Source organism: Paenibacillus castaneae, from assembly GCF_002884445.1.
Classification (GTDB): domain Bacteria; phylum Bacillota; class Bacilli; order Paenibacillales; family Paenibacillaceae; genus Pristimantibacillus; species Pristimantibacillus castaneae.
The window spans coordinates 1,879,559-1,894,249 of sequence record NZ_KZ614144.1; the positions used below are offsets into that span (position 1 = coordinate 1,879,559).

Sequence of the window (14,691 nt, forward strand, 5' to 3'; positions counted from 1 at the left end):
GAATAACACCAATGCCGATCTCGACACGGAGCAGAAGCACAACCATCGCGGTTATCGCAACCACTGCCAAACTAGACAAAGCCGAGGCAGGGAGGATAGCGACACTCGCCCATGACGGTATGGCGCGGGCGATTTCCCCGGTGCATATTCAGGCTGACGGGAACACAGTATTCTGCATAGCGACCGGAACCGATACTAGCGGGCTTATCGGTAATGCTGCCGTGACCGCAGTCGGCACCGTAGCAGCGGTGGTGCTCGAGCAGGCCATCGTCAGGGGAGTAAAGGAAGCCCAAAAGGATTGAAGTAGTTTAGTGGGGAACAGAGTTAAAAAATTAACATCAGTGTTATTTTCAACTTTATTCGATCATTGGAAACACTTGGGGAATTAGCTCAGCTGGGAGAGCGCTTGCATGGCATGCAAGAGGTCAGGGGTTCAGTCCACGCGGACGGGATGGGTGAGTAATCTTCGTTGAATTGACGACAGGAGAGCTTCGGTACTACTTGAGAAATCACTATGGACTACACATCAATCAAAACATGGAAAAGCGGGAGAGCCTGCGTAAGGTTCTTCCGCTTTTTTAAAGCTTATTCATTCCACATCTCTGCGTTCTTAGTTTATCAGGCTTTCACTTTCTTCAGAAGCCTACGATCCTCTTTCACCATCTCTAGCATATAACCAACGCCCCATATTGTTTTGATGGAGAAAATATGGCTGTACTCGCCCAATTTTCTTCTAATTCGATTTAAGTGCGTATCGATCATTCGGTCATCCCCGTATTCTTCGTAATTCCAGACGATACGAAGCAGTTCAAGTCGGCTGACGATTTGGGCTTGTTTGGACAGCAGCATCCACAATATTGCAAATTCCTTACGTGTGAAATTAACTTCATCCCCCTCCACAAACACCTTATGAGTATATTGGTTAATCGTTATGGGTCCTGAGGAAAGGATTGAACTGTCCTGCGTTTCCTTAATCGGTACTGTTCCTAAGCGTCGCAGCCATGCTTCCGCCTTATAAGCAATTTCATTGGCCTCGACATGGGCAGGGAACACATCATCTGCACCCGCTTCGAAATAATCGAGTCTTTCTTCTGTCGTCCCTGGTGTAATCATTAAAATGACTGCTCGCGAAGAAGCTCTGATCTGTTCGAACAATCCGGATCCCATCAGCTTAGGGATCGTACTGCTCGCAATGATAATATCCGGGTTGAACCGGAGCGTCTTAACGAGCGCTTCGATGCCGTCCGTGCAGCGTTCGACCGTGACGAGTTTTCGAAAATAAGATTCCAAATCGGAACCTCTCTCTTGTTGTTCATCCGCGATAAGCAGCTTTCTATTCATCGACTACCCACCCTAAAGAGTAATGAAACGATTGTGAAAGCGTTTTAATACAATAGATATTCGAGATTGACTGGTTAATTCCTCCTAGTACAGAGGGACTAAACTGAATTTTTATTTCAATAAAATTATCTATTCATCCAGCGGAAAATGGCAGGCTACATGGTGGCCGTCCGCTTCTTCCTGAAGTGCGGGTTCTACCTCTTTACATAATTGCTGCACGAATGGGCAGCGCGTATGGAACCGGCATCCTGTTGGCGGATTAATCGGACTCGGCACATCCCCTTGGATAATGATCTTTTCCTGATCGCGCAGCCGTGGATTGGCGACAGGGTTAGCCGAAATGAGCGCTTTCGTATAGGGATGCTTCGGATGATCGAACAGATCATCCGTGTTAGCGAGCTCCACCAACTTGCCCAGATACATAACGCCAACTCGATTGCTGATATGCCGCACCACATTTAAGCCATGGGATACGAATAAATAAGTAAGGCCTAGGCGCTGCTGCAATTCTTCGAGTAAATTGATAACTTGAGATTGAATCGATACATCGAGCGCCGATACGGGCTCGTCTAGCACGAGCAGCTTTGGATTAAGGGCAAGCGCTCTTGCTATGCCGACGCGTTGTCGTTGACCGCCGCTAAATTCATGCGGATATCTTCGAATATGATAAGGACTAAGCCCAACCATTTCCAATAACTGTTGAACTCTTTCCTCGCGTTCCTGTTTATTGCCCATTCCGTGGATTTTCAACACTCTTTCAATCGTTTCACCGATGCTTAGCCGCGGATTCAACGAGGAGAAAGGGTCTTGAAAAATAAACTGCATATCTCTGCGCAGGCTGGACATTTCTTTGTCCTTCAGTTTAAAAATATTTCTACCCTCAAAGTCAATATGTCCTTCCGTTGGGTCGAGCAGCCGAACCATCGTTTTCCCGAGGGTCGACTTGCCGCAGCCGCTTTCTCCTACAAGACCGAGCGTTTCTCCTTTATAAATATCGAAGGAAATATCGTCTACCGCTTTCACTTGGGCATTCACTGCCCCGAACAGTCCGCCGCGCATCGGAAAATATTTTTTCACTCGATTTACTTTCAAAAGCGTTTCCCGGCTCGCCATAACTATTGCTCCTCCCATCGATCCGTATACTTCCAACAGCGAACGAGCTCTTCATCATTGGTGTTGATCACTTGCGGCACGTCGCTTCGGCACAGATCGACCGCATATTTACACCTCGGAGCAAATCGGCATCCGGGGGGCAGGTGGAGCGGATTCGGTACAACGCCATCAATGGCGAACAGTTGTCCTGTGCGCTGCTCATACCCTGGCATAGATTTGAGCAATCCTTCCGTATAGGGATGCTTAGGGCTCTCAAATATCGTAAATATATCACCCTGCTCAACAACTTGACCTGCATACATCACGATGACACGATCGGCCATTTCCGCCACGACGCCGAGATCGTGAGTAATTAATACGATGGACATGTTTGTCGATTTTTTTAATTGTTTCATTAATTGCAAAATTTGGCTTTGTATTGTCACGTCAAGTGCAGTAGTAGGCTCATCGGCAATAAGCAGCTCCGGCTTACAGGCAAGGGCCATCGCAATCATTATGCGCTGCCGCATGCCGCCGGATAACTCATGCGGATATTGCTTTATACGGCGCTCAGGCTCTGGGATGCCTACCAATTTCAACAATTCGACCGCTTCGGTTAAAGCTTCCTTCTTATTCATGTTTTGATGAAGAATTAATGTCTCTGCAATTTGTTCTCCTACTCTAAAGACAGGATTAAGAGACGTCAGAGGCTCTTGGAAAATCATCGATATTTTATTTCCCCGAATATTGCGCATTTCCGCTTCTGTTTTCTGAAGCAGGCTCTCGCCCTTAAAAGTAATATCACCATCGATGATCTTGCCTGGAGGCGATGGAATGAGCCGCATAAGCGATAGAGAAGTTACACTTTTGCCGCTTCCCGATTCGCCAACAATAGCAAGCGTCTCGCCCTCGCGAATTTCGAAATCAATGCCGTCGATCGCTGGCACAATGCCGTCTTCCGTAAAGAAGTGTGTCTTTAATTTCGATACCTGAACCAACGTCGCCTGTTTTGTCTCCGTTGCTGTCATGGTTATGCCTCCTATTTATCTTTCATTTTCGGATCGAGTGCATCGCGAAGGCCATCACCGATAAAATTCACTGAAAGAACGGCCACCATAATGAACAGACCCGGAAATACAGCAGTCCAAGGATACATGGTCAGTGTAACGATTTCCTGCGCGCTCGACAGCATGTTGCCCCAGCTTGGCGTTGGAGGCTGGATGCCGAGGCCTAAGAAGCTAAGGGTCGCTTCATAAAGAATGTTTCCCGCCACTTCCAGTGTCGCAATAACGATGATCGGTGCAATGGCGTTAGGCAAAATATGATAGAAAATAATGCCCGGCTTTGATTCTCCTGTCGCAAGCGCGGCTGCCGCATAATCACGCTGACGCAGCGATAGAATCTCGCTTCGGACGATACGGGACATGCTCATCCATCCTAGAAGAGAAATGGCCAATATGGTCGACCACATCGTGGGCGTCATACTAGCGGCAATAATGAGCAGCAGGAAGAAAGAAGGGATGGATTGCAAAGCGTCAACAATACGCATCATGATCGTGTCGACAATCCCGCCGAAATATCCGGAAATCGCACCGTACGCGACACCGATTACTAAGGTAATGAGCATCGCGATGATGGCTACAGATAAAGATATTCTTGCTCCGAAAAGCGATCGAATAAACACATCTCCCCCTAGGGAGTCCGTTCCGAACGGGTGCTGGAAGCTAGGCGGCATATCCGAATTCATTAAATCAAAGTATTCAGGATCATAGTCGGAGAATAAGGGAGCTGCAAGCGCGAGAATCACATAAATGACTATAATAATTAAACCAATGACGGCAAGCTTATTTTTTCGGTACCTTCTCCAAATAGCTGCGCCGCGGCTTTCTATTTTGCCTTGCATCGACCAGTCGTTCTGGATTTGCGCTTCATTATGAGGGGGAATCGCAGGGTTGTGTAAGCTCAAAAGTTTCACCTCATCCATTTTTGCCGTATTGAATACGAGGATCGACAACGGCATAGAGTACGTCTGACAGCAGATTGCCTATGACAACGAGTAAGGATCCGAACATCGTGATCCCCATAATTACTTGATAGTCACGATTAAAGATGGAGTCGATAGCGAGCCGTCCCATGCCCGGCCAAGCAAAAATGGTTTCGATAATTAAAGCCCCCCCGAGCAAGCTTGGCAATTGGAGTCCAACCAACGTAATAATCGGGAGCAGCGCATTGCGGAAGGCGTGCTTCATAATCACTTTTCGTTCAGATACCCCTTTGGCTCTTGCTGTGCGAATAAAGTCTTGATTAATAACCTCCAGCATACTCGATCGCATAAATCGCGATAAAGACGCGATTAATCCGAAAGCGAGCACCGTTGCCGGCAGGACAAGATGGTAGGTAATATCGAAAAAGTTAAAGCCGTCCGTATGATCGCCGCGCATCCCGCTGACTGGGAAAATAGACCATTTCAAAGAAAATAAGAGAATAGCCATCAACGCCAAGAAGAAGGAGGGAATGGATATACCCAAAAAGGATAGAAACGTAAACAGATTGTCCGCTGCGGAATACTTACGAACGGCAGAGAAAATTCCAATCGGAATGGCAATTAAAAAGGAGAGGGTAATGGCCGTTCCCATCAATATTAACGTTGCGGGGATACGTTCTAAAATCATTTCGACGACGGGCCTTCCGTCCGCAAACGAATAGCCCATATTGCCCTCTACTACAACGAGCTTGAGCCATTTTAAATATTGCACATAAATCGGATCGTTTAAACCGAGATCTTCTCGTAATGTCTCTAAACTATCCGCATTGTTGACGCCTTCAGGGTTTTGAAACATAGCGATCGGATCGCCGGGGGCAAGTGTCATAAGGGCAAACGTTACGATAGAGATAATGAATAGTAATGGAATCGTTTGCCAGGTTCGACGCAATATATATACGAACAAGGAGCACCCCTCATTTCTGTCCAAATAGGGCAGCCGCCCGCGATGAATGGATATCGCGGGAGGCTGCAGGGAAATCATTACTTTTTCCAGTACCAATCTTCAATATTGAAGAAGGAGCTGGCCATCGAGATTTTTACGCCCATCAGGTTTTTATTCATTCCTGCAGTATTTTTCGGATGGTGCGTAAATGCAGCGACCGCTTCCTCAGCCAGGAAAGCGTGAAGCTCTTGATACAGCTTGATTCGTTTAGAAGCATCTTCTTCCGTCAAGTAATCTTCGAGGATTTTATCTACTTTCGGATAGTCGACACGCATTCGGTTGTTGCCGGCTGTTCCCTTCTCTAGATCCGGAATGGCGGAAGAGTGGAAAAATCCTTTATGCTCCAGCGTTGCGCCGTCGTAGCCGCCCCATGCAAGGACGAACATATCGAGCTCGCCTTTCAAATACTTGTCAAGATAGAGCGACCATTCATAACCGCGAACGTTTGCTTTAATGCCGAGTTTCTTCAAATCCGCCGCAAAAACTTGGGCGATCTTCTGACGGTTCGTATTACCGTTGTTGTACGTGACTTCAAGCTCCAGCTTCTTGCCATCCTTCGTGCGGATGCCGTCAGAGCCTTTCTTCCAGCCGGCTTCATCGAGCAATTCGGCCGCTTTCTTCAAGTCATACGGATAAGGCTTAACATTCTTGTTTTCTTGTGGCAGTGTCGGATGCATCGGACCGGTGCCGAGATACGCCTTGCCGAGGTAGATTTTCGATACGATCGCTTGACGGTCGAGCGCATAGTTCATCGCTTGACGAACTTTTTTATCTGCGAATATCGGGTTTTTATTGTTCCAGCCTACATAGTCGAAACGGCCCTCATCGTACGTAATCGTTTTGAGATTTTTGTTTTTCGCTACTTCAGACAACGTTCTTGGATTTAACTTTTCAACGAAGTCAACGTCGCCTTTGATCAAATTGAGCGCTTCTACGTTGGCATCCGGAAGAATGCGAGTGACGATTTCGTCCAAATACGGACGGCCATCCCACCAGTCTTTGTTCGCGACAAGCACGACACGTTCAGCCGTTTTCCATTCTTTAAACTTAAACGGACCGGTACCGATCGGATTGCGGCCAAACTTCGAGTTTTTCGCGTTGTAGTCTTTTACGCCATTCGGGAAGTGATGAGCCGGCAAAATCGCGCCAGCGCTCGCCGGGCCGCCTGTCAGGAAAAATACGTTATTTTCCTTCAATTTAAACTTTACGGTGTAGTCGTCAACGATCGTAACGGATTGGATGGATTCATAATCCGTTTTGTATGTGTTAACCGAATCGGGATCAATGTACATATCGAAAGTTGCCTTTACGTCTTTGGAGGTGAATGGCTTGCCATCATGCCATTTTACACCTTTGCGGAGATTGAACGTGTACGTCAAGCTAGGCTTGTCGAATTTCCAGCTGGTCGCAAGGCCCGGAATGGGCTGGCCATTGAAATCTGATTTGACAAGCGATTCGAACATCATTCCCATCAGATCGATGGAGGCAGAATCGCTCGCACGGTTCCAGATGAAAATAACCGGATCGGAGAACGAGGTTAGAACGATTTTACCGCCGACTTTATTTGGATCGAATCCTTTGCGGGCAGCTGCTGCGCTTGTTGCTCCAAGTACAGAGAACAATAAAACCGCAGCAAGAGAGATGGCGGTTATTCTATTCATCAGATTTTTCACGGTTCACATACTCCTCTCTACAGGCATTATTTGGATTTTTTAGGTTCGATCTTTGCCTTTATGGCGGTAACAAAGCCTTCTTCATTCATGTCTACAGTGCCGCTTAAAATGTTGCTTGCTTGATACGCCGCGAGCTCCTTGATCGTGAGTGCTTTATCTGCTTGCGTCTCTAGCACAATCTTGGCGTTTTCAGCGATCTGGAACGATTGATCGTCGAGTCCATCATCCGAGAAATCAACGGTCAGAGTAGATCCATCAATGGTGAACGGTTTTTCTTCCGTCTTCGAGACGTATACGCTTAACATCGTAACCTCGTCTTTGGCTTCATTAATATAGGCGGACCCGCCGAAGCTTACGCCTGCTGCAGAGTAGAAGCCGAAATTGGTGAAGGAGAAAGAGTTGTCCGGATCATTAGGCAATGGAGTAACGTAAGCGTTGAGATCGATATTTTTAATGGCGCTACCGATCTTCACCTTACCGTCGTTCAAGGATATGGAGCCCATCAATAGACCAAGAATGTCGCCGTTCATATAAGCAATTTCACCTTTATTGTTGAATATAACTTGTACTGCTGTTCCGGCACCGAACATTGTTACAGCGGACTCTTCCCCGTTTATGAACAGCGCAGCATTGCCGGCTATTTTGTAGGCTGCATTTTCAGAACCGTTGTTGATAACGATGCCGTCGCCTGTCAATTCGCTGACGACGCCGGTGTCTGTCTTGTAATAAGATTTGGCTTCAAGGAATTTATCCAGTACGATAGCGACATCCTCTCGCGTGACGATAGCGTCAAGATTAGTGTCAATGGAAAGAATCCCTTTACGCTCAAGGAAATAGAAGGTGTCGATCTGACGGTCAGACCAGGCTGCTTTAAACCCGAGTCCGTAGGCTAGAGCTATACTTAGCTCGCCATAAGTTACTCCTTGATTTGCGTTAAATTTACCATTTTTCAACGATATGTAGCCGTTTCCTACAACTTTGGAAATTCTTTCATAAGCACTGTTAGTAGTAGGGACGTCAGTGATTTTCGGGGCTTTTGCCGGTGCTTTAAGCGATAAGACGTTGACCAATAAGTAGGATAGATCGCCGCGTGTAAGTGATTGCTCCGGACGGAATTTCTCCGTTGACGAGAATACCCCCAGTGCGGCCAATTTGTGAATAGACTCCTCTCCCGTGATACCCTGCGTGTCTGAGAACGATGCGGCGAATGCTGAAGAGCTGCCAATCGTCAGAGACATGCATAAAGCGCTTACAACTGCTAGTTTTCGAATGTTCAAGTGTGCATCCTCCTTCTAGAATGTGTAATAGTTAGAGCGCAGCCAATAAAACGGGTGACAATGGGAAATTTAATGATGGGCAATGCCCCTATTGCCGAACAAGAAAGTTTCACCATGTACACCTTCTTACATTTCTATGGCAGCATAGTAATAATATTTCACAAAACTTTCACAAGCCCTTGTTACAAATGTTGCGGAAAACTAACGAAAGTTTCACAAAAGTCTAACAAAGGTTACAAACAGCGATTAGGAAGTTTAATTTCCACTTTTGTTCTCCAATTTGCTTTGGATTTGATCATGAACGAGGTGTCGGAACCGAATTGTAATTGAATTCTTTCTTTGTCATTGTGTTAAATATTTCGGGTTTTCAGAAACCGAAGACTGGATAGATGTAAATGAAGTTAAAAACCATTTTATCAAAGTCAATGGTTGCAATGAGAAGGTTTTTAATAGTTACAATGGACAATGTTTTTAGGAGTGGAAGTTTAGAAGTGAAGTCGAATGGAATATTGAAGTCGATGATATCCTTGCTTTTTACTATAATGAGTTTTTACTGGCAATAAAAAATTTACCAAAACGTTTATTAGAATTGTTATTCATCGTTTCTAGATTTCACAATTATCATCTGGCAGCCTGTTCATCGATTCAATTGCAGATGACATTGACGATTTTGAATAATAGAATTCAAACATTAAAGAAACCCTGCAATACAGTTTATATTCAGCTAACATTCGAGCGGTATCCTAAAAAAGGAGTTGAGAGAAATAGAAAGGTAGTGAGAAAATGAAAGAATTAAGACTGAAAAAGTTTATTGCTCCGGTTTTGGGACTTGCTCTAATTGCTCCTTCGTTCTTTCCAGGTGTTGCTCAAGCAGATTCCGCTAAAAAGATTAAATCAGTAGAATTTGTAGGAATGACGGCACCTGCCACAGCAGAAGACATGGCGAAAGCATATTCGGGAGCATCTCTTAAAGTTACTTTTACGAATGGAACGGTGCAGAATTTTCCATTGACTTATAAAACCATGTTTAAATCTACCGATGTCATTAATGGAACGCCAGCTGGATTAGCAATAGATGTTAATGGTAACCCGATCATGGACAAAAGTGTAGCAGATAAGCCCGTGCCATATGTATCCGACGGTCCGGATTCCAACAGTTTGTTTAGTGTTAAAGGTGCCCAAAAGACTGCACTTAATGGAAATCCGCTTTCACTGCTTACTCATTATGAATATATTACACACGACAATGCTGGAAATGGCGCTTACGGGATGATTCCGGCATCCATGAGCCTTAGCACCATCGACCAAAACAAAAAAACCGGTGAACTAAAGGTTATGGATGTGAAGAAGGTTGATTTTTCAGAAGTAGGAGGTTTGTGGATTCCTTGTAATGGATCTTTAACCCCGTGGAACACACATCTGAGCAGTGAGGAATACGAAGCGGATGCTCGCGTATTCGAAAAAGATTCAAAGCAAACTTTTGTCGAATCTTTCACGAAACTGTATTATCAAGACGACAATAAAGTTGGAAATCCTTACGCAAACGGATATATCCCAGAAGTGACAGTACATTCGGATAATTCCACAGCAGTTGTGAAACATTACAGTATGGGTCGCTTTTCTCATGAGCTTGGTAAGGTTGCCCCGGATCGCAGAACGGTATTGTTCGGCGACGATGGCGGAAATACGATGATGTTCATGTATGTTGCTGATAAAGCTGAAAAGCTTTCTGCAGGCATACTATACGCTGCAAAATGGATTCAAACGAGCGACAAAGACGGCGGAGCAGCCGACCTGCAATGGATTAAGCTTGGACATGCGTCCGACAGTGAAATCAAAACGTATATCGATAAAGGTATTACATTCAGTGATATTTTTGAAACAGCGGATAAAGATACGGAAGGCTTTAGAAAGATTAAAACATACCCAAGTGGCAAAATCGAGTGGCTGAAAGTGAAGCCGGGTATGGAAAAAGCGGCTGCCTTTATGGAATCCCGACGATATGGAGCTCTTTTAGGAGCTACTTCCGAATTTAACAAAATGGAAGGCGTAACCGTAAACGAGAAAGACAAAAAGATGTATATCGCAATGTCTTACGTTGAAAAAGGCATGGAAAAAGATGCTAAAGGTGAAGATCCTACAGATCATATTCAACTTCCGAGGTTGAAATCCGGCGCAACGTACGAGCTTTCTCTGCAAGACAAACAGAAGGATTCGAGTCAAGCCGTTATAAACAGCAGTTATGTACCGGCAACGATGAAGGCATTGGTCATCGGAGAAGATCTGGCTAAGGCAGATGAGAAAGGTAACACGGCTGCGGTTGATAAAGTGGCGAACCCGGATAACCTTTCATTCTCGCAAAGCTTGAGAACATTGTTTATCGGCGAAGATAGCGGTATGCATGCGAACAACTTCATGTGGGCATATAATGTTGATACAAAAAAACTGTCTCGTATTATGTCCGTACCAGCCGGTGCAGAAGCTACAGGGTTACAAATGGTCGATGATTTGAATGGATTCAGCTATATTATGAGCAATCTTCAACATCCTGGAGATGAAATGATTATTCCTGAACCGTTGAAATCTGATGTAGACAGTTACATCAATAAATTCTGGGATAACAAAAAAGCAGGATCAGTTGGTTATATCAGTGGACTTCCTTCGCTTGCTAAGTTGACTGGTTCTAATAACAACGATAACAATGAGCATAAACAAGAAGGAAAAGGTCAAGGTGTTGTACGTGAAGCTGCCGAAGCTACTGGCGCTGATATAAAATGGAGCCAAGTGGATCGCACCCTTACGGTTACCCTCAAAAGTAAAGCCCTTGTTATCAACACAAAATCAGGTGTGGTGACGATAAACGGCAAAAAAGTGCAACCGCAGGGTAAAGTAGAAGTGGTTAAAGGAAGAGTCTTAATTCCCGCAGATATCATAGATAGCTTCTTCAATTAGTGATTTATTAAAGTATTCTTAAAAAGAAGTGAAAACTGCCAGAGAATTATTTTCTGGCAGTTTTTTGTATGGACTTATCTAATCTAAAGGAACATATATAATCATCCGTATGGTAATACAGATAAGTGGATGATTTGGCAATTATGCTCCAAAATTCCTTATATTAGAAAGTATTTACCATTTAAAGCAGAGCATGCGCTACATATACTGAGTTTGTATTGCTTGCATGAGCTAAATTAGTGATGGTGCTTTGTCTTGTTCGAAATGAGAGAATGAAAGATGAGTTGTGATAGTTTCGTTTATGAATGCTGAATGATACTTTGTGAACTACTTGTCGTGAAAATACAGAGAGAAGGTTTCCATCAAATACATCATAATAATTGCTTTACAGAACATGTAATGGTGTTATATTATGAATTAGGACACCGTTAGGTGTCGGATAATATTAATTAATAAGGAAGTGGATTCAAATGCATATTCTAACCATCGTTCTTCAAAGTTGGCTGCTTTTCTCCATGGCTTTCTTTGGCGGAAGCAAAATTGCAGGAGCCAAGCATCAGGTCGAACTGTTTGATTCAATTAAACTTTCTCAATGGTTCCGCGTCATTACGGGCTACGTTCAAATTGCTGGATGCATAGGACTCATTATTGGCTACTGGTATCCGGGAATTGCCGCATGGACCGGAATATTAATAGGCATTATGATGCTGATAGCGTGCCTCACGCATGTCAGAGTCAAACATCCGATCGGAAAAATGATACCGGCCTTATTGAATCTCTTGATAGCTATTGCAGTAGTTATCTTATATGCAGACGAACTGCCCCATCTTTTTGGGTAAGTTCATATCTATGATATTGAAATACCTTAACTTAAACGGCAGAGATGTCGTTTTTTTGTTTTTAGGCATAAGCATTCTCGCATTGTTATAATTAAATCAACAAGATCTTGATTGCAAATCATTATATGATGAATGATATTCTGCCTGGGTTAAAGGATGGCATATTATGAAAGGTGATGAATATGGCTCGCGTTTTGCTGATTAATGGAGGTTCCGAAGGACATATTAATCCAACCATCGGTGTGGTCCAAGAACTTATCCATCGTGGAGAAGAGGTGGTTTACTTTATAGCTGAACAATTTCGTGATCTCATCGAGCCAACGGGCGCAGAGGTGATCACGTTCGATGCCGGCAAATTTTTGGAGGCGTTCCTTGCCGGAGGAAGAAACCCTTGGGCTCGAGTAGGTGGACTATTGCGCACCGCCGACATCGTCATTCCCAGTGTTCTAGAGCAAATAAAAGGAGAACGGTTTGATTACATAATTCACGACTCGATGTTCGGCTGTGGGCGTTTGCTTGCTCAAATACTCGACCTGCCTGCAATCAACTCATGCACGAGTTTTGCAATTCAAGAAAACAGTTTTGACAGACTGCAAGAGCACCTCTCGCGTCATATTCCAGCAGATGTGAATGAACGTGAACAACAGGAGTTTCAACAGCTGGTCAGTAACATGCAAGCGGAATACAATGTGCAAGTTGGCTCCGCCTATGATATTTTTTGCAATCCTGCGCCATTGACGATCGTCTACACATCGAAACGTTTCCAGCCCGATGGAGAAAGCCTCGACGACTCGTTTAAGTTTGTGGGACCGTCTTTTGTGCCGAGCTCACACAGTCAATTTGATTTCTCTCATTTGGATAAGGATCACTTGATTTACATATCACTCGGCACCGTCTTTAACCAAGCGATGGATTTCTACAAGCTTTGTTTTGCAGCGTTCGCTGAAACGAAGTACACCGTTGTTCTATCTGTCGGCAGACAAACTCAGATTGCGGAATTGGGAGATATTCCTGCGAATTTTATCGTTCGCAACTACGTACCGCAAATCGAAGTTCTGCAACACTCCAAATTGTTTATCACACATGGAGGCATGAACAGCACTAGTGAAGGCCTGTATTATGGAGTGCCGCTGATTGTACTTCCCCAAAGCGCTGATCAACCTGTTGTGGCGCGACGTGTGGCTGAAATCGGTGCAGGCATCCACCTTAACCAAGAAGGCTTAACCGCACGAGATCTCAGAGAGGCAGCGGAAAGCGTACTAAAGGATGCGTCAATTCGAAAGTTATCCTTTGAAATTGGCGATTCGTTCCGAGCTGCAGGTGGGGTTCATCGAGCCGTTGAGGAGATTTTTGCGTATAAACGAAGTCTAGGCATGACTAAATAATCGAGTTGTCCCTACGTAGTAGAGCATAACGCTGGCAGCGATGAGGTCAGGGGTTCGATCCCCCTAGGCTCCACCAAATACATTTAAGCGTAAACGACAGAGATGTCGTTTTCTTTTTTTTTGATTAGAGAAATGCTCGTATCTGAAAAAGAGTCGGAGTTCACCATAAAATCGGTACTTCGACTTTTTGCTGTGCTTTTTCCAGTGGAAGCCAAATTCACTTGACATTGAAGTCGACTCTAATGTTATTCTGAATTCATGAAAAAACTCTATTCTATACAAGAGGTTTCGCGGATACTTGGGATGCCGAAGGATACACTTCGATATTATGACCGGATTGGGATCGTCTCACCGTCCCGGGAAGACAATCGGTACCGAAGGTATTCGAAGGACGACCTCATAGACTTAATGAATATTCAGATCATGCAGTATGCGGACTTTTCTCTTGACGAAATCAAGGGAAAAATTGGTTTCCGCAAGATGGAAAATATCGACCCCGCATACTGCGAAGAGGTTGCTGAGTTCCTCGATGCCAAGAACGCAGAAACGCGCAATAAGATTGCCCATCTGGAAAAGGTCAGTCGGCTGCTCAACATATTAGCCGAAACGTTAAGGGACTTTAATAACGAAAGCGACCAACGGTTGGCAGAATTCGTCCGCGAGATTTACAAGGATATCCGAAAGAATGAACCGGGAATTCCCAAGGAGGGTTGTGATGAACATCAAGGTTAGAAATTTTTATTATCTGATTTCAGGCGTTCTTGCGATGCTGTTTGCCGTCACGCACGCATGGAATGGGCAATCCGCTGTGCTGCCAGCGCTCGACATTAGTGAGATATCCATGGATACCCTGACGGTATTCACGTATGTTTGGCATATTATCACGGCGGAAAATCTGGTCTTCGGTATCACATTCATTTTCATGTCTTTCCAAAGTGAGCAATCGAAGACCCGGTTTGCCGCATGGATGATCGCGGCGATCCTGATCGTCCGACTGATGGTCATTCTTGGCGTAACGGAAATGCTTGACATTTCGGCGCTTACGGATACGTTTATAGATTCGATTGCTATCGTAATCTATGTCGCCTTGATCATACTGGGCATAAGAATGAAGAAAAAACAGTCCGGTCAGGGGCAGTGAAACT

Annotated in this window: 13 protein-coding genes; 6 read left to right on the forward strand and 7 right to left on the reverse strand. The window is 44.7% G+C overall.

The genetic code is table 11. The annotated features are described in order from the left end of the window. Positions 1-11 precede the first annotated feature (11 nt). The gene (locus tag CEF13_RS08075; RefSeq protein WP_102710213.1) at positions 12-302 is read left to right on the forward strand and encodes a P1 family peptidase; all 291 of its coding nucleotides are present in this window, start codon (positions 12-14) and stop codon (positions 300-302) included. A 316-nt stretch (positions 303-618) separates the two neighbouring features. On the opposite strand, the gene CEF13_RS08085 is transcribed toward CEF13_RS08075, so the two are convergent. From CEF13_RS08085 to CEF13_RS08115, 7 genes are all read right to left on the reverse strand, one after another. Next, complete coding sequence (locus tag CEF13_RS08085) at positions 619-1,341, reverse strand: response regulator transcription factor (RefSeq protein WP_102710214.1); 723 nt, start codon at positions 1,339-1,341, stop codon at positions 619-621. A 129-nt stretch (positions 1,342-1,470) separates the two neighbouring features. Next, a complete protein-coding gene (locus CEF13_RS08090; RefSeq protein ID WP_102710215.1) occupies positions 1,471-2,454 on the reverse strand; it encodes an ABC transporter ATP-binding protein in 984 nt (327 codons plus the stop codon). A gap of 2 nt (positions 2,455-2,456) precedes the next feature. Continuing rightward, entirely contained in the window at positions 2,457-3,461 is a 1,005-nt protein-coding gene (locus tag CEF13_RS08095; RefSeq protein ID WP_102710216.1) for an ABC transporter ATP-binding protein, read from the reverse strand. An 11-nt stretch (positions 3,462-3,472) separates the two neighbouring features. Continuing rightward, a complete protein-coding gene (opp4C, locus tag CEF13_RS08100) occupies positions 3,473-4,399 on the reverse strand; it encodes an oligopeptide ABC transporter permease (protein WP_166742798.1) in 927 nt (308 codons plus the stop codon). 10 nt (positions 4,400-4,409) lie between these two features. Next, entirely contained in the window at positions 4,410-5,405 is a 996-nt protein-coding gene (locus tag CEF13_RS08105) for an ABC transporter permease (RefSeq protein WP_342352586.1), read from the reverse strand. A 53-nt stretch (positions 5,406-5,458) separates the two neighbouring features. Further along, complete coding sequence (locus tag CEF13_RS08110) at positions 5,459-7,093, reverse strand: ABC transporter substrate-binding protein (RefSeq protein WP_102710219.1); 1,635 nt, start codon at positions 7,091-7,093, stop codon at positions 5,459-5,461. A gap of 26 nt (positions 7,094-7,119) precedes the next feature. Next, the gene (locus CEF13_RS08115; protein WP_102710220.1) at positions 7,120-8,370 is read right to left on the reverse strand and encodes an S-layer homology domain-containing protein; all 1,251 of its coding nucleotides are present in this window, start codon (positions 8,368-8,370) and stop codon (positions 7,120-7,122) included. A 783-nt stretch (positions 8,371-9,153) separates the two neighbouring features. Between CEF13_RS08115 and CEF13_RS08120 the strand changes: the two genes are divergently transcribed. The 5 genes from CEF13_RS08120 (at position 9,154) to CEF13_RS08140 (ending at position 14,687) form a co-directional block, all read left to right on the forward strand. Further along, on the forward strand, positions 9,154-11,322 hold the full coding sequence (locus CEF13_RS08120; protein ID WP_166742799.1) for an alkaline phosphatase PhoX: 2,169 nt from the start codon (positions 9,154-9,156) through the stop codon (positions 11,320-11,322). A 470-nt stretch (positions 11,323-11,792) separates the two neighbouring features. Continuing rightward, positions 11,793-12,161 (forward strand): DoxX family protein, encoded by a 369-nt coding sequence (locus tag CEF13_RS08125; protein ID WP_102710221.1) that lies wholly within the window; start codon positions 11,793-11,795, stop codon positions 12,159-12,161. A gap of 182 nt (positions 12,162-12,343) precedes the next feature. Continuing rightward, positions 12,344-13,546: a macrolide family glycosyltransferase gene (locus CEF13_RS08130; RefSeq protein ID WP_102710222.1), complete on the forward strand. Its 1,203-nt coding sequence runs from the start codon at positions 12,344-12,346 to the stop codon at positions 13,544-13,546. 258 nt (positions 13,547-13,804) lie between these two features. Beyond that, a complete protein-coding gene (locus CEF13_RS08135) occupies positions 13,805-14,278 on the forward strand; it encodes a MerR family transcriptional regulator (RefSeq protein WP_102710223.1) in 474 nt (157 codons plus the stop codon). Continuing rightward, positions 14,262-14,687 carry a hypothetical protein gene (locus CEF13_RS08140; RefSeq protein WP_102710224.1) on the forward strand — a complete coding sequence of 142 codons (426 nt, stop codon included), beginning with the start codon at positions 14,262-14,264 and terminating at the stop codon, positions 14,685-14,687. Before CEF13_RS08135 ends, CEF13_RS08140 begins: the two co-directional genes overlap by 17 nt. Positions 14,688-14,691 lie beyond the last annotated feature (4 nt).